The organism is Nocardia sp. NPDC047038, from assembly GCF_040644075.1.
GTDB classification, from domain to species: Bacteria; Actinomycetota; Actinomycetes; order Mycobacteriales; family Mycobacteriaceae; genus Nocardia; species Nocardia sichangensis.
In genome coordinates this window covers 159318-178608 of the sequence record NZ_JBEYVQ010000014.1, presented here as the reverse complement: position 1 = coordinate 178608, position 19291 = coordinate 159318, and the positions used below count along the sequence as shown (strand labels likewise).

Annotated in this window: 22 protein-coding genes; 21 read left to right on the top strand and 1 reads right to left on the bottom strand. The window is 67.7% G+C overall.

Annotation, left to right across the window (positions count from 1 at the left end; all coding sequences use genetic code 11):
- The 13 genes from ABZ824_RS32010 to ABZ824_RS31950 all read left to right on the top strand — a co-directional run.
- Positions 1–718, top strand: a 718-nt coding sequence (locus ABZ824_RS32010) for a hypothetical protein (protein WP_356967675.1), incomplete at its 5' end; no start/stop codon positions are given.
- Positions 718–1542 carry an ESX secretion-associated protein EspG gene (locus tag ABZ824_RS32005; RefSeq protein ID WP_356967673.1) on the top strand — a complete coding sequence of 275 codons (825 nt, stop codon included), beginning with the start codon at positions 718–720 and terminating at the stop codon, positions 1540–1542. The genes ABZ824_RS32010 and ABZ824_RS32005, both read left to right, overlap by 1 nt.
- A 41-nt stretch (positions 1543–1583) precedes the next feature.
- Positions 1584–3185 carry a hypothetical protein gene (locus ABZ824_RS32000; protein WP_356967671.1) on the top strand — a complete coding sequence of 534 codons (1602 nt, stop codon included), beginning with the start codon at positions 1584–1586 and terminating at the stop codon, positions 3183–3185.
- Entirely contained in the window at positions 3182–3964 is a 783-nt protein-coding gene (locus tag ABZ824_RS31995; RefSeq protein ID WP_356967669.1) for an ESX secretion-associated protein EspG, read from the top strand. Before ABZ824_RS32000 ends, ABZ824_RS31995 begins: the two co-directional genes overlap by 4 nt.
- Positions 3957–4454 (top strand): hypothetical protein, encoded by a 498-nt coding sequence (locus ABZ824_RS31990; RefSeq protein ID WP_356967667.1) that lies wholly within the window; start codon positions 3957–3959, stop codon positions 4452–4454. Before ABZ824_RS31995 ends, ABZ824_RS31990 begins: the two co-directional genes overlap by 8 nt.
- Before the next feature lie 47 nt (positions 4455–4501).
- The gene (locus ABZ824_RS31985; protein WP_356967665.1) at positions 4502–4747 is read left to right on the top strand and encodes a YbaB/EbfC family nucleoid-associated protein; all 246 of its coding nucleotides are present in this window, start codon (positions 4502–4504) and stop codon (positions 4745–4747) included.
- A 152-nt stretch (positions 4748–4899) separates the two neighbouring features.
- Positions 4900–5220, top strand: coding sequence for a type VII secretion target (locus ABZ824_RS31980; protein ID WP_356967663.1), 321 nt, complete (start codon positions 4900–4902; stop codon positions 5218–5220).
- On the top strand, positions 5217–6557 hold the full coding sequence (locus ABZ824_RS31975) for a hypothetical protein (protein WP_356967662.1): 1341 nt from the start codon (positions 5217–5219) through the stop codon (positions 6555–6557). The genes ABZ824_RS31980 and ABZ824_RS31975 overlap by 4 nt, the downstream gene beginning before the upstream one ends.
- 13 nt (positions 6558–6570) lie before the next feature.
- Positions 6571–6876, top strand: coding sequence for a PE domain-containing protein (locus ABZ824_RS31970; protein ID WP_356967660.1), 306 nt, complete (start codon positions 6571–6573; stop codon positions 6874–6876).
- A gap of 36 nt (positions 6877–6912) precedes the next feature.
- Positions 6913–7917, top strand: a complete 1005-nt coding sequence (locus ABZ824_RS31965; RefSeq protein WP_356967658.1) for a PPE domain-containing protein — start codon at positions 6913–6915, stop codon at positions 7915–7917.
- Positions 7914–8696, top strand: coding sequence for an ESX secretion-associated protein EspG (locus ABZ824_RS31960; protein WP_356967656.1), 783 nt, complete (start codon positions 7914–7916; stop codon positions 8694–8696). Before ABZ824_RS31965 ends, ABZ824_RS31960 begins: the two co-directional genes overlap by 4 nt.
- Before the next feature lie 78 nt (positions 8697–8774).
- Positions 8775–9092, top strand: coding sequence for a WXG100 family type VII secretion target (locus tag ABZ824_RS31955; protein WP_356967654.1), 318 nt, complete (start codon positions 8775–8777; stop codon positions 9090–9092).
- Positions 9093–9134: 42 nt separating this feature from the next.
- On the top strand, positions 9135–9428 hold the full coding sequence (locus ABZ824_RS31950) for a hypothetical protein (RefSeq protein ID WP_356967652.1): 294 nt from the start codon (positions 9135–9137) through the stop codon (positions 9426–9428).
- Between the two features lie 57 nt (positions 9429–9485).
- Here ABZ824_RS31950 and eccE read toward each other — a convergent pair whose 3' ends face one another.
- Complete coding sequence (gene eccE, locus ABZ824_RS31945; protein WP_356967686.1) at positions 9486–11234, bottom strand: type VII secretion protein EccE; 1749 nt, start codon at positions 11232–11234, stop codon at positions 9486–9488.
- A 137-nt stretch (positions 11235–11371) separates the two neighbouring features.
- Here eccE and eccB point away from each other — a divergent pair, with 137 nt between their 5' ends.
- The 8 genes from eccB (at position 11372) to ABZ824_RS31905 (ending at position 19244) form a co-directional block, all read left to right on the top strand.
- Positions 11372–12778, top strand: coding sequence for a type VII secretion protein EccB (gene eccB, locus ABZ824_RS31940; protein ID WP_356967650.1), 1407 nt, complete (start codon positions 11372–11374; stop codon positions 12776–12778).
- A gap of 152 nt (positions 12779–12930) precedes the next feature.
- Positions 12931–13971, top strand: coding sequence for a hypothetical protein (locus ABZ824_RS31935; RefSeq protein ID WP_356967648.1), 1041 nt, complete (start codon positions 12931–12933; stop codon positions 13969–13971).
- A 53-nt stretch (positions 13972–14024) separates the two neighbouring features.
- A complete protein-coding gene (locus tag ABZ824_RS31930) occupies positions 14025–14432 on the top strand; it encodes a YbaB/EbfC family DNA-binding protein (protein ID WP_356967647.1) in 408 nt (135 codons plus the stop codon).
- A gap of 43 nt (positions 14433–14475) precedes the next feature.
- On the top strand, positions 14476–14832 hold the full coding sequence (locus tag ABZ824_RS31925) for a YbaB/EbfC family nucleoid-associated protein (protein ID WP_356967645.1): 357 nt from the start codon (positions 14476–14478) through the stop codon (positions 14830–14832).
- 102 nt (positions 14833–14934) lie between these two features.
- Positions 14935–16551: an MFS transporter gene (locus ABZ824_RS31920; protein WP_356967643.1), complete on the top strand. Its 1617-nt coding sequence runs from the start codon at positions 14935–14937 to the stop codon at positions 16549–16551.
- A gap of 185 nt (positions 16552–16736) precedes the next feature.
- Complete coding sequence (locus ABZ824_RS31915; RefSeq protein WP_356967641.1) at positions 16737–17027, top strand: hypothetical protein; 291 nt, start codon at positions 16737–16739, stop codon at positions 17025–17027.
- A 147-nt stretch (positions 17028–17174) separates the two neighbouring features.
- Positions 17175–17834: a response regulator transcription factor gene (locus tag ABZ824_RS31910; RefSeq protein WP_356967639.1), complete on the top strand. Its 660-nt coding sequence runs from the start codon at positions 17175–17177 to the stop codon at positions 17832–17834.
- A 9-nt stretch (positions 17835–17843) separates the two neighbouring features.
- Entirely contained in the window at positions 17844–19244 is a 1401-nt protein-coding gene (locus ABZ824_RS31905) for a HAMP domain-containing sensor histidine kinase (protein ID WP_356967637.1), read from the top strand.
- The last annotated feature ends 47 nt before the right edge of the window (positions 19245–19291 follow it).

The following is a 19291-nucleotide window of genomic DNA, read 5'->3' as shown; positions in this document are numbered from 1 at the left end:
CGGGGGAACCGGAGACAACAACAGCGGCAATGGTGGCGGGAACGGCAACAACAGCGGCGGAGGCAACAACAGCGGCAAATCCAACGCAAACGGAAGCGGTGGCACCGGCGGCGGATCCGGAAGCGGACCCGGCGGCAGCGGCAACGGATCGGGCGCGGGTTCGGGCAGTGGAAACGGCGGGTCCAGTGGAAACGGCGGCACGAGCGGCGCACCCTCGGGCGATCCCGGTCAGGGTACCGGTCCGAGCGGTGCCCCCGGTACCGGCGCCAGCGGCGCTCTCTCCGCCTCCGAGATGCTCAGCATGTTCTCGGAAGTGTTGCAGCTCATCACTTCCGGCATCACGACTCTCGCGCAGCTCGGCAATCAACTTGCCGCCCAACTCGGCCCGGGATTGCAAGCGCTGACCAAAGCCGTCGAGGACGGCACCCTGACGGTGAAGCAGGCATTGGCCGAGGCTGCCGAGCGGATCGGCGAGGATATAGCTGAGGTCGAGGAGCTACTCCTCCCACCGGGTGCGACCGGGCCGGTCGACTCGCGGGCGCTGTTGCCCAGCCCGAACGAGGCGCTCGAACTACTTCAGCTGGGGGTACCAGGACGTGCGGCGGGCAATCAGCCCGCGGTCTTCCAGGATTTCACGACGGCTAGGTCGATCGATGATGTCGTCGGCGAGCCCGGATCGGCGGGCGTCCCGGGTATCGCGGCGGAGGGTGGCAACTGATGGCACGGACCTGGCGGCTCACCGGCCTCGAATACCTGGTGCTGCGTGAGCGATTGGTGGGACGCCGCACGAGCTGGCCGTTCGCCTACGTCGCCGACGTGAAGGGACATTTCGACTTCCAATTCGTCAAGGCTCGGGTCTGGGGTGAGCTGCAGGCCGCGTGGGACCCGGCGCTGGCCGAGGCGATGGTGAAGTCGATGCAGGCCGATGTGCGGATCGCGGTGCTCGCCAATGATGAGAGCGCGCCCCATGATCTGGCCCGGCAGTGGACGATGGCGGGCAAGCTGTTCGGCGACCGAGCGATCCTGGTCGAGGGATTCCGCGTGCGGTCACCCTATAGTCACGACGAACTGGTGATCACCGAGTGCGATGCGGTGGAGCTCGCACGAGTGATCGTGGACAAGCTTCCCCCGATGGCGGCGGGCGGCCAGTCGCAGGTCGAATTGCTGAGCTCGACGGCCGAGCCCGTGTTCGATCACTGGCACGGTCGCAGTTCGCTGTACGACGAAGGCGACCGCGATGTCGACACTCGGAGCCGAGGGTGGCAGGCCGCGCCGAAATCCACGGTCGGCCGGATCGAGATCACGCACGGTCACTCGAATTTCGGCCCGAGCGGGCAGGTGACCAAGTGGATCTTCTGGGAAGACCATCCCGGCGATGGCCGCTACATCGTCGATGCCGGGCCGCCGGTGGCCGCGGTCGCGACCGACGCCGAGCGGCTGGTGCGGCTCATCGAACGGGAATGCGGTGAACTGCAGCGCGTCCAGGGGGACGAGTCGCGCGGTGGAATCTCGCGGCTCAGCGTCTACGACGACGGCCGTTGAGATGACCGATCCGAACCGATTGCGCTGATAGGAGTTGCGACATGGCACTTGATTCCGATGTCTCGGACAACACCAAATGGGCGAGCTTGGGCGGCGCGGACCTTCTGCTCGAGCCGGGGACGGCGCAGAAGTGCGCGCAGCACGTCGAGGACATGCTGAATGTCGTTGTCGGCGTCCACAGCTGGGTGCAGGGCAACTATGAACGCGCGAGTCCGGTGTTCGCCGCGTGCGCCTCGGGGGTGCAGATGTGGGCCCTGTTCAACTCCAAGATCGCCACCGAGTTGCTGGAACGCATGGATCGGCATCGCAACATCCTCACCAATATGGGCAACACGTTCCTCGCCGCGGGCAAGAAATACGCCCTCACCGAGCACAACTCGGCCGTGAGCTTCGAGGGGATCTCCTTCGACAGCCCGCCGGGCACGCCACCCAGCGGAGCGCCCAAATCGGTGAAGATTCCCCGGCATTCGAACAAGCCGGATACCACGACGCTCTACGACCCGGCCTTGTTCTGGCCCGAGGCGGGCTCGCAGCTGGATTGGTCGATTCTGTACAACGTCGGCCAGTCGATCAATGCGCAGGCGGTCGCCGACGCGGGTGGTGTGTGGTACTGGCTGTCCACGGGGCTGGACCGTGGTTTCGACACCCTGCGGACCACCATCGCCGGTGCGTCGGATCAATGGACCGGCGCGGGTGCGGACGCGGCGATTCTGGCGACCACGCAGTACGTATTCGCCTCCGAGCAGCTCACGACGGATATGAATCTGTTGGGTGACTCGCTGGTGTTCAGCTCGGGCTGGCTGCAGCGGACGAAGAACGGCATGCCGCAGACCCCCGAACCACCGCCCTCGACGACCAGCACGCAGAACGACGCGGACCTGCTCCGGTTCCAAGAGCATTTCCAGACGCATTACACCGAGAACTACACGCATTTGACGACCCATATCGTGGCGCTACCCCAGCCGAACGAGGTGGTGACGCCGAGCCTGAACGTCGGCGGAACCGCGCCGATCGAGGCGCTCGACACGCCCGGTGCAGACGGGTCCGGCGGTGATCCCGGCGACGAGCCGCCGACCGGCCCTGACGACAACGGCGGTGACGCGACGCCCGTCGGCGACAATCCGACGGGCGGTGGCAACGCGCCCGTCGACGGCGACGATCCCTCCTCCGGGCTCCCGAATCCCCGAACCGAAACGGGACCGAACACCTCGAACCTGCCGGAAGGGCTGAAGGACAACCCATTCGAGACGCTGAGCAACCTGCCCGACGACCTGACCTCGGAAGCATCGGGCAGCACCCCGTGGCTGATGAATTCCGCCCTCCTGCCGCCGGGAAACGTCCCGTTCGTCGGCAAGGGCGGCGGCGTCGGAGGTGGGATCGGTCGCGTATTCGCCCTGGATCAGCTGAAAAACCAGGAGACCAAGCTGTTCCCCCGCCTCACCGCCGTTCCGGACGAGAAGTTGACCGGACGGGCCGGACCCGCTGGTGGGCGCGAACCGGGTGTCCCGTTCGGCGGTCATCCCGGCCGCCCGAATGGCGAGGAAAAGGAGAAGAAGCGGTCCGAGCTGCTGGATTCGACCGAGCATCTGGACGAGGCGCTCGGGCAGCCGGGGCTCGCGATCAGACCGGTGCTCGATCGGTGAGCCGCACCTGGCAGCTCACTGATACGGAACTGATCGCCTTGTGGGACAGGCTGTTCCAGGACCGGCTACCGTTGCCGCTGTTCGCGCTGAATCGTGGCGACAACACGCGGGACTGGGCGCGACTGGCGGCGGCGGCGCTGGCCGGGCTGGACGAGACGGCTGACGGCGCCCTGCACGACGCCCTCACCCGGGTCGCCCACGCCGATATTCGGGTCACAGCGGTGGCGTTCGACCCGCGCGATTGCGGCGACCCCGCAGGCCGGCTTCGCCTGGTCGGAGCCCGGCAGGGCGACGTGGGGGTCCTGATTCGCCAGCTACCCGGCGAAACGCGTTGGCACAGTGGCGGTTATGTGATCACCAGTGGCGATGCCGATCGGCTCGCCGGTGCGGTGGTCGGCGCGCTCCCCGCTCGGGCGGCCGGGCGGGGGCCGGATACTCCGTTGATCACCAGCCCGGCGAGCGCGGAGGCCGACCACCACTACGGCCGGTCTCCGGTCTACGACAACTATGCGGCCGATCGCGCCAGCGCGGCGTGGCTGCGACGGCCCGCGGAGCGGCTCGGAGTGATCGAAACCCGTATGGGTAGTTCGATCTTCGGGCCGCGCGGCATCACGCCCTACCGCATCGAATGGCGAGATCTGGTCGATGACGGCCGCTACGCCGTCGCCGAGACGGCAGGACCGGTCGCGACAGCGGTCGATCGGACGGCGCTGGCGTCCATGATCGCCGCCGATATCGCGACCGTGTCACAGACCATGGAGGACGAGCGACGTGTCTGAACAACCCCCGAGAATCGACGCCGAGTGGTCCGCGGACTCGATGTTCGGCGCGACGATCCAGGAGAGTCCGGTTTTCGACGGGGCCGAGGCCGACCCGGAGACGACGCTCGATCGGGACGCGCCGGAACTGGAAGCACCGAAATCTGATTTCACGCCCTATTCGACCGGTGAGGCCGCACTGCGCGGTGGCGACATCGTGGTGAGCGCGACCGATTCGGCTGTGCCGCTGGCGATTCGGCTCACCGCCGACCAACTGCGGCGCGACCCGGACGATCTCGGTGACGACATTCTGCGGCTGTGCAAGCTCGCGGCCAACCGGGCCGGCTTGCTCCGGCGTGCGTACCTGGCCGAGATCGGTGTCCCGGAATCGGCGCTGGACCTGCTCGAACTGCCGTCCCAGGACGCGGTCGAACACTACGAGCTCGCAGCGGAATCGGAGCACGGGTACGAGCCGCACAGCTGGCTCGACCGGGATGGAGATTCGTGGTGACAGATTTCGCTGCCCTCGAGGCGGGTGCTCGCGCACGACTGGATCGGATGCGACGGCTCGCCGCGGATCTCGCCGCGATCCGGGTCGACCACACCGATGCCGAGGGGGCCATCACCGTCTCGGTCGACGGGGTGGGCCGACTGCTCGATGTCCGTCTGACACAGGCGATTGCGATGCTGTCGCCGTCCGAGTTCGAGCGGGTGCTCGTTGCCACGGCCGCTGCGGCGGTGCGGCGGGCTTTGGGAACGCGCGGACAACTGATCGACGAATTCAACGGTCAAGTGAACAGCTAGCGCTGCCCTGCCCGCGGGGCCGAGTCAACGGGCAGGTGAACAGCCGGGGTCGCCGCTCGCGCACCGCTTGCGGACACCGCGGCCCGAATTAGATTTCTGACGCGAGCCGTCTAGGTATCGAGATCACAGAACCAGCCCAGGAGGGTACCGCGATGAACGTCCTCAATGTGCAGCCGCAGACATTCCGCCGATACGGCGAGATTTCGGACGGAATGGCGGCGACGGTCGCCGTCGCGGGGGCCGTCGACCAAGCCGCTGTCATAGCGGCCATCGCTCCGACCTTCGGGTTGATCGGTCACGAATTCCTGACGAGTTTCGCCTACGCCCAGGCCAACCACTTCGCCGCACTGACCAAGCTCGTCGAAATCCTCACCACCACCGCCGATACCGCGCGGGTGGCCGCGGCGTCCTATGAACTGACCGAGCAGCACAGCGTCGCTTCGTTCGGTACGCTGACGGGCGCCGAACAGTGACTCCCGCGCAACCCGCTGCGGCGCCGCTACATCCGACCGTTCTCGACGCGCTCCGAAATACGCCGGCTGCTCCGTTTCTCGATCAGCCGACCCAGCAGTTGCTGGCCGGCATCGGCTTGCCGCAGTTTCCCGCTATCCCGCCGCTGCCGGGTCTGCCGCTCCTCCCGCCGCTCGACCCGGCGGCACTGTTCAAACCGGTAACCGACCTGATCAGTGGCTACGGTAACGGCAACCTGGGCGCGGGGGAGTTCAATCCGCAAACGTTGATGCGGAATGTCGTCGACGCGGTGCGCACCGCGATGCAGCTGGCCTCCACGGGCATTCAGCTGCTGCAGTCGATGGAGAGCTCAGGGGCAACGGCGGCGACGGCGGCGGCGGTCGACACCGTGGCGACGTCCGCATCGATCTCCGAGCAGGCCGCGCGGATCAACCTGACCACCGGTGGCGCCGCGGGCACCGTCGCTACCGGATACGCGCAAATGGCGGCGGTAGCGGCGCGTTTCGCGCTGACCACCGCAGCGCTCGGGCCCACGCTGGTGACGCCGCCCGGCCAGGCGGCGCTGCTGGCCACCGCCATCGAGGCGGGCACCGAGGCGACGGCGATCACCGCCCAGACCAAGGCGCAGTTGCTGGCGCAGTCGGCGGAGATGACCGAGGCGGGCAAGCCGGTGCCGACTCGCAACCCGAAACACGCGGACCTCGGCAAGGTCCAGCGTTCGCTCACCCAGACGGTTTCGGCGGCCGGCCCCTCGGCGCCGGATGTGTCGGCGGTCAGGTCGCTGGGCTCCCACGGATCGGTCTCTGCCACTGCCGGAGTCGAGCCCTCCTCGCCGAACCAGCCCACCGTGACGCAGTTGCTGTCGCAGTTGCAGCAGGTGGTGACGCCGTTGATCTCGGTCGCGCAGACCGTCGGTAAAGAGGTGACCGCGCAGTTCCCGGTCAAGCCTGCCGCCGACCCCGCGGCACCGGCTCCGACGCGCTCCGCTGCGGCAGCCGTGCCGGTCGGGTCGACGAGTGGGGGAGCGGCGGTCGCCCCGGCGGCGGCTCCGCTGGGCGTGTGGCAAACCGAAGGCGTCATCACGGTGACCGCGAGCCCGATCGGCACGCCGCTGATTTCGGCGTCGGCCTCCACGTACTCGCATGAAGTACTACCGCCTTTCGCACCCGGTGCCAGCTCGATCGGCGACGACCGGGCCCGCCCGGCGGGCGGCCGCCCTGAGTCGCCTGTCGATGCCCGCTATGGCGACGAACTGGTCGGAGGCCGCCTGCCCGAGACCGCAGCACCCATCATCGGCGTGGAAACGACCGCCGACCCGGATACGCCATTCAGCCTTTAAGAGGAGAACGTTGATGAGCAGCATCGCGATAGATCACCAACTCGCCAGGATGGCGGCCGGTCGGCTGGACATGCTGGCCGATGACCTGGAGGGCGGGCTACTTCAACGCAGTGACGCGCTGCGTCCGGTGCCGGCCGCCGCCGACCCGGTGTCGCGGCACACCGCGCAGGTGCTGCGACAAGTCAGCGCTTCGTTCGAGCAGTCCTGCCTGGGGGGCGTCGGCGAACTGCGCAAGATCGCCGCGAACCTGCGTTCCCACGCCGACCTCGTCGGGGATTCCGATGACGACGCCGTGCAGTCGTTCCAGCGCCTGGCGTAGCACCGCGCGCCGAACACCGAGACGAGGAGTGACGCGATGGTCGAACTTCCGCACGCCGGTTTCACCGGCACGATGTGGGACGCCGTACCGGCCGAGCAGCTGGCACGCGAGCTGACGACCGGTCCCGGCGTCGTGCCGATGGCCGAGGCGGGGCTTGCCTACGCAGCGCTCGCACTGCACCTGGGCGAGGCCGGCGCCGAGTATCGCGCCATTCTCGCCATTGTCGGGAACGCGTGGGGATCGGATTCCAGCGCGGAGGGCATTGCCCGGTTGGCGCAGCTGGCCGACTGGTTCGACGACCTCACCACCGCCGCCGAGCACAATGCTGCCACGGCCGCCGAGCAGGCCGCGGCCTACGAGATCGCTCAGCTCACGATGCCGCACGTGGACGAGGTGGCGGCGGCGGTGCGGATGGCCGAGGAGATGGTCAGCGGCACGCTGCTCGGCGCACCGCTTGCCGGACTGTTCGACACTGCCGAGCATCAGGTCGACGCCTTGCGCGACCACGCCGCCCAGGTGATGCGCACCTACGAGGCGGGCAGTGCGAAGCTGTCCGCAGCGTGGGAGCAGGAGACGGCTCCCGTCGTCTCCGCGGGAGCCGCCCTACTGGCCGAGCAGGCGCCGAAGCCGGTCGGCGACGGGTCATCGGGGCCGCCGCCCGACGCGCAGGCCGTTTCTTCTCCCGCACTGCGGGGTTCGCCAGTCGTCGACCTGTCGGCATCGACTGTCGCTCCGGCTCCGACCCTGACAGTCGGCGGTGAGTCGCTGGTGATCACGCCGATGCCGCAACCCGTCTCGCCGATCGTGGCGGCAACGGCCGGCGCTCCCGTCGTGGCAACGGCCTCGCAGGTACCGCCACCGTCGATGCTCGCGCCGCCCACGACTTCGCCGGTTCCGGCGTCGCCGCAAGCCGGTCAGCGGGCGGTGGCAGCCGAGGCCGGAGCTCTCGGCGAGCAGATCGTCGTCCAGGCCGGGCTCGCCACCGCACCACCAGTTCTGGGCGGCGTTGCGCAGTCTCGTACCGCCGGGGCGTCGCAATGACGAACCTGACCGTGGATGCCGCCCTCGTCGTCGCCGAAACGCTCGGCGCGCAAACCCTTCCGGTGGTTCTCGCCCTGCGCCCACAACACAGCGAGCACGCCGACTTCCTTGCCGCCCGCGTCGCCGCTGTCGCGGAGCTTTATGCGCGCGGCGTGCTCGACGAGGACGGGAACGTCCTCGACGACGAGCTGACCACGGCGATATTCGCCCTGGCCCGCCCGGAAAGGCAACTGGCCCTGCGGATCCGGCGCGCCGACGTGCATCGAGTCTGCCTGGCCCGGCGCGGCCTGGACCACGCGGTGGCGGTGCGAGTGGGCGACGAAATCCAGATCGGCACCGTGTGGGGTGACGAGGATCCGGTCGCACTGGCCCGGCCGCTGCTGGCCGCGCTCGGCGCCCGTCCAGCCGCGGACATCCCGGTGCTCACCGCCCCCACCGCCGAACTGCGTCGACGGCTCGACGACGCGGGAACCACCGAGGCCAGCGCCGCCTACCAGCTCGGCATGTCCGAATCGGACGCGCTGGCCCTTGGGCTGGCACTGCGCCAGTGTATTTCGGTCGCCGAGTTGGTGTGCTACTCCCACCGTGACGGCAGCGCGGAGCGATCGCCCGCCGCCGTCGCCGTGTACGACACCGCGGCCGGCCGGATCATCGGCGGCGGCAGCATGGCCCCTGACGGGCAACCGTGGACGACCTTGGCCCCCGGCAGTGATCGCCGGTTGGCCCATGTCGTCGGTGCGCAGATCGAAGCGCTGCCCGAGGGCCGCTGGATGCCGTAATCGGTACGCGCATCCACCCATCGTCCGGAGTCACTTCTCCGGAATTCTCAACACATCATCATCCGAAAGGAAATGTCAATGGCCGGCGCAGATGCTCTCCACCTTGATTTCGCCATATTTCAGAAGTACGCGAACGCGTACGCCGACGTGATTCCGCCCATCGACAAGAGCGTCGACAACCTCGAGGCCACAGTGATCGCCGCGAAGAAGGATTGGGAAGGTGAAGCCAACGTCGCGTTCACCAAATTCGCCGACGAACTGCAGGCGAGGATCCGCAAAGTGAATGTCGATCTGGGCCAGGTCTCGGAGGCGTTGCGTACCGGTGAAACGAAGGTCGCGGCAACCGAAAACGAGAGCATGGGCGGGTTCACCACGCTGAACACGAATTACCTCTGACCGGAACCGACCGAAACCACTTCTGAGAACGGAACCAACACAATGTTGTACAACCCGGCGGGCGTCATCCAGCTGATCACCGATATGGACAACTACCACGCGGCCATTACCACGGAGCGGGAAAACGCGCAGAACGCGGCGACCTCGCTGGTGCGGGAGGGCTGGCATAGCGGCGAAGGCGGCGCCGCCGGCTCGTTCCTGGCCAAGCACAAGACCCTGATCGCCGACCTGGACGAGCTGCTCGTACTGCTGAAGAAGGGACGTGACAACGTGCAGGCCGCGCTGGACAAGGCCCGGGCGACCGATCAGCACGTCGCGGACGACTTCGTCTGGTAGATCCGGCACCGAGGAGTCCCCGGGGGCCCGCCGCCAACTGGCCGCGGGCCCCCGTTCTCATGCGGATCGCAGTGCCGGCTCTGGTTGCGGCCCGACCTCGGTTGCGGCGTCGGTTCCGGCGCCCTCGAGATACTCGACTTCCTCCCGGATCGAGACCACCTGGACGGTCAGTTCCCGGCCCGCACTGCGAATGTGCACCCGCCCGGGCACGTCCGCCGATTCGATCAGCGCGACATCGGCGCCGAGCAGGACCGCCGCTGACTCCCGCGGCGAACGGACATGCACAGCCGTCGCTTCCGACACCTGTCCGGCCGAGGCGACACCGTCGAAAACGATCATCGTCGCCGCGGCCGTGTATCGCGCGCTACCGGACGCGGGCAACGACAGCGCGGCAGGCGCGCCGACCGCCGCGACCAGGCATTCCCATTCACGGGGGCGAACGCTGTGCACGATCACCTGCGCACCCACCGCGATGGCGCGCAGCACCATCAGTTGGGCCAGCCGCAGCGACCCGACGATCTCCACCCGCCGGACCGCGGGCCCGAACAGCGGCACCGCGACACCGAGCCCGTCATCGGTAGCGCCGATCACCTGACCACACCCTGCGGCCTGCACCGTGAATCGCGACATCGCCGCTGGTACCCCGCGTAGCGCGGCGGACGGCTCGAGGTTCCCGCCGTCGAGCAGGACCTGGCGCTGCAGTCCGCGCAACGGACGCAACCCGAGTTCGGCGGGCGGTTCCTCGGCGTCGTGATGACCGACGCCGGCAAGGTCGCGCCGCACGACCGCGCTCAGCGCGACCATGGCGCCACGCCGGCCCGGCGAGTCCGAATCGACGGCCGGTGTCATGCGCAAGCGGGTCAGCACCGACTTGCCGGGCAGTGTCCACACCGCCGCCAGCACCCCCGGTTCGAGCAGGTGCGGCCGGACCGCGTAACCGGCCAATTCGATGCCGCCGCTGCGCAAGACGCGCCAATCCTCAGCCCACTGCTGTGGGTCGTTGTCGTGCAGGACAGCGGCCTCCGCGGCCGCCAGTTCGTCGGCGGTGAGGATCGAGACCCCGACGCCGCTGGCGGCGATGCGACCCGCGACCCGGCGCGTCGCGACCAGGGCGGTGCGGATCATGCCTTCCTGTGCGTTGCCCCGGTTGTCGATCGCGCCGACGTTGTCGAGCGGGTCGAAACGCAGAACCAGCCAGACGTTCTGGGTAGCGGCGGCAGGCAGTGGCCCGAGCAGCTTTTCGTAGATCCGGACGACGTTGTGCGGGCCCTGGGTGCGGACACCGAGCGTGACGACGTCGACGGCGGCCAGCCGAATATCGAACTGGGACAGGCACCGCGCCACATCGGCGAGTGAGATGGCCGCGCCCGCCTCGATCCGAGCCGATCCGAGCACGGTCGGCCGCACCACGGTGTCGCCGAGCCCGACCATGGTGATCAGGTGGCTGCCGTCCCAGCGCATGCCACAGCGGGCGCCACCGGAGTCCGGGATATCGACATCGAACGACTCCGGGCGTGGTTCATTACCACTACCGCGCCGGTTGCGCCACCAGAGCGAGCCGCGCATTCCCAGAATTCGCCAAACATTGGTTTTCCAAACTCGGACGCCACCGAGCAACGCAATTGTGATCCCGATGCCGAGAGCCACTCGAATATCTGCGCAGAGGGCGATGGCTGTGGTGGCGGCCGTTGTTCCCGCGGCCGCCGATGGCAGCACGATGGACAATGGAATCCGTGTGAACAGTTCGCTCGGACCCGAAGTCGGCAATGGCACAACAGGTGATTCTCGGGTATCTTCCGGCGGCATTATCTCGCTATTCATTCAGAACATCTCCATTCGGCGCTCGCCTGTGTGGTGCGGTAGCCTCTCATATGTCGTACGAGTGTGCACATTCAGGCACACGGTGTTCATGCGCACGTGTTCGTGCGCACGGAGGAGTTGAAATGCCGGCACAGTTGACGACCCGGGCGCAGGTCAATGGATACAGATTTCTGTTGCAGCGTTTCGAGCACGCGCTGGTTCGCCGCGATGTGCGAATGCTGCACGATCCCATGCGCATCCAATTCCGTTCGTTGCTGACGGGTTTGGTGCTGGCAGTGCTGGTGACGGCAGGCTGCGGCGTCCTGGCGTTCCTGCGGCCGCAGGGGCAACTCGGCGATGCCAAGATCATCATGGCCGGCGACAGCGGTGCCCTCTACGTCATGGTGGACAAGACCATGCACCCGGTGCTGAATCTGGCTTCGGCCAGGCTGATCACCGGCACCAGTGAATCACCGACGTCGGTGCAGGATTCGAAGCTGGCCTCGGTACCGCGCGGACCGATGCTCGGCATCCCCGGCGCACCAGCGTCGCTGCCGGGGGCGGTCGATCGCGATCGCTCCGAGTGGACGCTGTGCGAAGACGCGACCGACGGTTTGCGCAGTACGGTTCTCGACGGCGTGCCACAGCTCGGCCCGCAGATCCGGCCCGCCTCACCGGATGAGGCGGTGCTCGCGACCTATGACGGCGCCACCTACCTGATCTACGACGGCAAGCACGCACGCATCGATATGAGCAGTGAAGCGGTCGTGGCTACCTTGCAGATTCGCGACATGCGGCCGCGGCCGATCGGTGCCGGACTGCTCAACGCGACCGCCGCCGCCCCCGAACTCCTCGCTCCGGCGATACCCGACGCGGGTGCGCCCAGCGCCGTGCGCGTCGGCAATGTCGTTGTGGGGTCGGTGATCCGGGTGCAAGGCGTCAACGGCGCGCAGCCGTATGTGGTGCTCGCCGACGGGCTGCAGAAGATTTCGGAGTTCACCGCGCAGGTACTGCGCACGTCGAACTCGATGGGGCATACCGTCATTCCGCTGCTGTCCCCGGACGCGATCGGCGGTCTGCCGGTGCTGAACACCCTGCCGATCGGGCAGTTCCCGGCAGGCGTCCCGTCCATCGTCGCCATGGATACCGATCCGGTGGCCTGCGCGAGCTGGGCGCGTAGCGCGAGCGATCAAGCCGCCACCCTGCGCTTGCTCGTCGGCAGGCAACTGCCGCTGGCGTCCGGCCGGACACCGGTGCGTCTCGTCGGGGGCGAGGCTGCCCACACGGCCTATATACCCGCTGCCAGCGGCGAATTCGTGCAGGCCACCGGTATCGAGCTGGACAGCACCCGGCGCGATGGCCTGTTCTATGTCACCGACACCGGCGTTCGATTCGGTATTCCGGACGCCGCGACGGCAGTCGTGCTCGGACAGACCGCCGAGCCGAAGCTGGTCCCGTGGCAGATCATCAGCCAACTGCCCGCCGGGCCGATGCTGGATCGCCAATCCGCCCTCATCGCCAGGGATGTCGTCCGCACCGGCGGGGCGTAGCCGGTGTCCGCGGGTGACGAGAAGGTGAACGGCTGTGGCGACCGGATCATGCCCGGTCGCCGCCCGTGCGTGGGCTGGGTACTTTCCTGGCAGTCGAGCGCGAAGGGAACTTGCTGATGCCGCGGATTGTGGGCAGGCGAAGCGATGGCGGCGTGGTTGTCGCTGCCGGCGGGGTGTGTGTCATCGTCGGATCCGACGCCCTCGACGCCGCCGGGCACTGTGCGACACCGCCGGAACAACTGCGGGTGATGTTGGTCAGCGCCACGGCCGACGACGGCGATTGCACCGTTACCGACGAGCCGATGCCCGCCGGTCTGCTGTCGGCGGCGCAGCTCGCGACGATCCTGGCCTGGGAGGTCGGGTTCGTCGAGGGCGAACCAGGCGACAGTGAGCGGCCCGGACTGAGCAGTGCCGAAACCGAGCTCTACCTACGCTATCGACCTGATACCGGGGACGACTATCCGAACAGGCCGGCCGTGGCGGAGGTCGACCGCCCGTTCTTCTCGCTCGAACCCGTCATCGTGCCCGCACCGCTCGGGCCGACCGATGCGCCCGAGTTCGCCGACTATGATTCCGCGGCGCTGGTTCAGCTCTGCGCATCGATGGCCCATGTCGACGATCTGTCCGCTGCCGAGGTCGTCGGCGCGGCAGCCGAAGACCTGATCGACCGCGTCAGCTATGCCCAGACGGTCGAGGAGTTCTATCCGGCGCTGGCGCAGGCTGTTTCGACGCAGACGGTGCCCGATCCCGCCGTCGAGGCGGCCGACGGCGTCGACCGCGACGAGATCCTGGGCTTCTTCGCCCGCCTGCTGGCGGAGCTGGATCGGCGGCGGCCCTGGCCCGACCCGGTCACGGTCGCGGTCGACCCGCGCACCTGGCCGACGCCGGGGTCGAGCAGGCTCATCGGCTGGCTGGATATCGGCATCTCCGCCCTGGAGTGGGCGGTGAAGGCGGGCTTTGCGGAGGTTCCCGACGACGATCAGGCGGTGCTGGTCTTGCGTTTACGGAGCGGCCAGCTGATCGCGCTGGTGGGGGAGCAGGACCCGGACCCGGCGAGGTTCATGGTGCTGCTGCCCGATCTCGACGGCCAGCAAGACCCCGTGGCGGTGATCGCGTATCTATCGCGATACGCCGGACTACGGGTCGAATTCGATGAACGGGCGGCAGCGATGGCAGAGGTGGCGGCACAGTGATACGACCGGAGAACGCGAGCACGGCGGCCGATGCCGCTGAACTGATCGATGCGGTGGGCCGGGCCCTGAGCCAGATGCGCAGTCTGCGCGGTGCGCGCGACGCGCTGACCGCGTCCGCCACCGTGGAACACGGCCGAATCACCGTCGTGGTCAATGCTTCCGGTTCGATCATCGAGACGTACTACGCCGACGACATCAACACGCTCAGCTATGGCCAAATCGCCCGCGCGACAGTGCAGGCGGCGCAGGCGGCGGCCGCGAAGGTGGCCGCCGAGCAGGAAACGCTCCTGGCCCCGGCAGCCGAGTTGCGGTCGCGAATGCCCAAGCCAGAGGATCTGTTCGAAGGCCTGGCAGCGCTGCGGGCGCAACTGCCGAAGCACACCCCCGCACCGCTTACTTCGCCGTCGCAAAACACACTGAATGACTGTCGAAGCGATAGTCATCGGATTCTCGACCGATGACGCCGCCCGCCGAATTGTGAGCGCGACAGAAGGACCCGACACGATGGATGATGATTTCAACGCTGCCGTCGAGGAATTTCAGGCCAAGATGGCCGAAATCGCCGATCTGCAAGCCGAACGTGCGTTACTTGTCGGCGTCGCCGCCACTGCGCGACGGCGGGTGCGCGTCACCGTGAATGCCGACGGGATCGCCACCGACATCAAGTTTTCCGGCGCGATCGGCGAATTGACCCCGGCGGAGCTCGCGGACGCGGTCACCGCGGCGTCGCGGGCGGCGGTGCTCGAGGTCGCGCGCAAAGCCAGGGAACTGATGGCACCGCTCGACATCGATCAGGCCGAGGCGCCCAAACCGGACGATCTGTTCGCCACAATCAACTCACTGCGCGATCACCTGGGCTGACGCCGACCGCAGTGGACCGGCACCGCGCCGATTGGCGAGATCGCCACCGATAGTCGAGACTTCCGATCGGGGGTGGCCGAGCTATCGAGTCGAGGGCGCACCATGGCAGTCGAGATCAGCCGTCCAGGCCGAGTGACCCGGACGCAACCGGCGCTGCCGTCGAGCCGCGGGCGGCGCGCACTCGTCCTGTCGCTCGTCGGCGGCACCGGATTCCTGATCAGCCAGGACGTTTCGCTGCACAGCATCGCCGTGTCGACCTTGCTGCAGCAGCTGGGTGACCGGGACGTGCTCGAGTTCTCGCTGTGGATCCCGAAGTCTTATGTGTTGTCGCTCATCGTGTTTCTGCTCGTCGGTGGTGTGCTCACCGACCGTTGCGGCGCCAAGCGAGTGCTGATTGCCGGGTATGTCACCTTTCTCGCTGGTCTGCTGGCCCACATGCTGCTGGCCGCGACCTCGATTCCGTTGCTGGTGGCCAGAATCGTCATGGGTGCGGGTGTCGCCGCAATCGTCCCCGCGTCGTTGTCGATCCTCGTGCTGGTCAGCAATGCCGGTCGGCAACGCGCCCAGGCGCTGCTGTTGTGGGCAGGCTGTCTGGCCGCGGGCGTGACAGTCGTTCCGCTGGTCAGCGGCCTGCTGTTGAACAATCTGTGGTGGCCCCGGGTCGCCCTCGCCGATGCCGTGGCCGCGGTGGCGCTGCTGGTCGGCATCGTCAAGTTCGTCCCGCGCTGCCCCGGCGATCCGCAGGCCCCGGTGGATTGGCCGGGTGTCGTTGCGGCGACGATAGGTTCAGGGCTGGTCGCGCTCGGTCTGTTCAAGGCGCCCGACTGGGGTTGGACCGCGGCTCCCGTCGTGGCGCTGCTGGGGGCAGGCGCCGTGCTCTTGGTTGTGGCTGCGGCTACCCGCCGTGGCGGCGAGTTGCCGCACGACATTCTGTTGCGAGCCGATCCGCGGGCGCAGCCCGCGATGTTCGCGCTGTCCGCGGCGGTCGTGGCGGAATTCGGCATTGTCTTCGTGACGATCCAATACCTGCAGGCGGTGCGTGGCACCGACCCGGTCGTGGCGGGCGCGCTCATCTTCCTGCCCGCCTGCGTGGCCTCCGCGCTGGGTGCCAAGGCCGGTGCGATGCTGCAACGCCGTACCGGCGCGACAACTCCGCTGATCATCGGCTTGACGATGGTGCTGGATGGCCTGGCTGTCGGTTTGACCGCGGACGCGGCGGGCAGCCTGGAGCGGATCGTGGGGATGGTCGCGGTGATGAGCGTGGGTATGGGCATTGTCATGGCGGTCGCGCTCGATGCGATCGCTACCGCGCTGCCCCCGACTCGCAACGGCGTCCTGTTCGGGGCACAGTCGGCCGTCGTCCAACTCGGTAGCCTGCTCGGTTTGGCAGTAGCCGGTGGTCTCGTGGACCAGGGATATCGAGCGGAGCTCGTCATTCCAGCCAAAGTCGCCGCGCACGAAGGCATCGTCGCGGTCGGGCAACCGCTCGGCAAGAACGTGGCAACGGCGGCCTCGGTTGGCGACACACTCGGTGGGCCGCTCGCCCAAGCGGTGCAGAACGCGTTCTTGGTCGGCTACCGGCACGCATTGCTGGCCACCATCGTCGTGGTCGTCGTGATGATGCTCGTCACCGTCGCCCTGACCGCGCGCGCCCGCCGGCGGAGTGCTGCGAACTCGAGGGGTTGTCAAGAGATTCCAAAGAATATTCGAGATATGTAAATAATCGCAAAGTCGATATCAAGAATTCGCAGCGAGGTTGATCGCTTTCGATGCGGTGCGCATAATTCAATTTCGGGGCGCATTGACTATTCTATCGAGAGGCTGGGGTTGTCGTGAAAGAGGTTGACGATGGCACTCCCGTTCCGCGCCGGATCCGGCCGAGTGCTGCCACGGCCCGATCGGCTGTGTCGCGAACCTCGGCCGAAGAGATCCTGACCCGCGCGCGAGCCGAACGGGCCCAACTCGAGCAGGGTCGCCACTTCTATGCCCAGCTTGTCGATCAGGCAGAACAGCTACACCACGAGATCCGTAGGCTGCACGAGGAGCAGCGCGAGGTCTATCGGCAGCTGAACAACCTGCGTCGACGATTCACCAGCCTGCCGCCCGTCCCCCGGCCGACCGGCTATCCGCCGATCGCGGTCGCACCGGCCGCGCAGGCCGAGCCGCGCGCCGGTGCCGGTAGAGCGACTGCCTGACTTCGGATCGCCTCGATGAGGACCGTTGCCGGACAACAATGTTGACCGATCGGCGGCGCTCCACTCCGCGACGGCAGGCGTGATCGTCTGCGGTAGTCTCACCTCGTGTTCAGGTGCGGGTCTGGACGTGTGGAAGGGACCGGGTTCGTGCGTGTGGTGGTGGTGGAGGACGACGCGGGCGTAGCCGGCGCTGTTGTCGACGGCCTCCGAGCGCATGGCTTCCCGGCCGTGGACCATTTGTCACACGGGCTCGACCTGCTGACTTCGCACGCAGGCTACGACGCGGTCGTGCTCGATATCGGGCTGCCCGACGTCAACGGTTACCTGGTGTTGCGCCAGCTCCGCAAGGTCAGCACGGTTCCGGTGATCATGCTGACCGCGGAGGGCGACGAGTTGGCGGTGGTGTCGTGCCTGCGTGCCGGAGCCGACGACTACATGGTCAAACCGCCGCGGCTCGGTGAACTCGCCGCCCGCCTGGAAGCGGTCGTGCGACGCAGGCAGACAACCGAGTCCGCTCCGGCCGTGGTGGTTACCGGTGATGTCGCGGTGGATCTGGGAGCTCGTTCCGTCGAGGTGGCCGGTCTGCCGGTACAGCTGACCCAGAAGGAATTCGCCATAGCACGCGTGCTGGTCGAGCGCGCGGGCGTCGCGGTGGCCCGGGACACGATCATGGACGAGATCTGGGGCGAGAAAACCCCGTCCACGTCTCGTTCGCTCGACGTTCACATGGGCGCGCTGCGGGCCAAACTGAACCGCCCAGGACTGATCGCCACCATTCACGGCTTCGGCTACCGCTGGACTCGGTGACCTCGCCGGATGCGCGTTCGGTTGGTCAGTGTATTCACGTTGCTGGCGGCGATCTGCATGATCTGCTTCGCGATCGGGATCGGGATGGAGTTGGCGTCGAGCCGGACCCAGGCGATGGTGATCGATCGGATCCAGGTCGCCAACCAGTTCGCGGCGACGGCGTCGGTTGATCCGGCACGCCTCGAGGGGGAGGCGCAGAGCTATTTCGAGCAGACCGGCAACGGTGTCCTGGTGATCGCGGGCAGCGGCACGGTGATGGTCGATGTCGGGGTGAACCGCGCCGACCCACGGGTCATCGAGGTATCGCACAACGCACACCGGTTCATCCCGCCGGAGACGCTGTATCCGTGGAGTACGCACCCGATGGTGGTCGGCCAGCCCATCGGAACCTCGCAGCAAGCCGGCGGTGTGGTGGTCATCGCGATCTCGACCTCGGCGACTCGCCGTGGTATCACCGACAGTTGGATTCAACTCGCCTGCGTGACCGCCACCGCCCTGCTGGCGTTCGGCGGCGTGGCGCTCGGGGTATCAGGGTGGATCCTGCGACCGGTGTCCAAACTGCGCCGCGATGTCGACGCGCTGACCTCGACCTTGCCGGTGCGGCGCGCGGAGCCGGGGGGTCCCCGGTCCAGAGGCCGGGGGCCGCGGGAGATCGTCGAACTCGCGGTCGGTGTCGCGTCGATTACCCGAGCCGTCGCCGACCTGGCCGCGGCCGAGCGAAAACTGGTGGTCGATACGGCGCATTCGCTGCGAAATCCACTGGCCGCGCTCGCGGTTCGGTTGCAGGCCTTACAGCCGATGATCGCCCAGGATCACGCGTCGGCCACCTTCGCCGGTGTGGTGAGCGAAGTGGACCGGCTCACGGAGTTGCTGGACGGCTTGCTGGCCTCGGCGGTGGCCGATGCCGCGCCCGGACACGCCGCCGCGCGCTCGAACACGTCGGACTGTGACGCGGTAGCGGTGGCACGGGATCGAGTGGACGCGTGGCATGCCGCGTTCCAGCGCGCCGACATGACCCTCACCCTCGACGCGACTACCGAGGTTGCCGAAGCCGGTGTTCCGGCGAGTGTGCTCGCCCAGATTCTCGATGTCGCGCTGAGTAACTCCGTACGCTACGCGGGCCGAGATGCCCATACCGCGATCACCGTCAGCCAAGAATGCGAGTCGGTGGTCGTGTCGGTCCGCGACGACGGTGTCGGGGTGTCACCCGATGAGCTCGATCAGCTGACCACTCGATTCTTTCGCGGAGCCCAGGCGACGGCCGGCGGTTCCGGTCTCGGCCTGCCGATCGCGGCGACCATGGCGGCCCAGTACGGGGGATTGTTCTTCGTCGACGTAGCCGAACCGTGCGGTCTGGTCGTCACGGCCAGCTTTCCGGCTGCGGTCGCGCCGAACCTTACATCCGGGTGAACGCCTGAAGGTTTGGTGAACTCCGTCGGCGCGCCGCGCGAGCGACA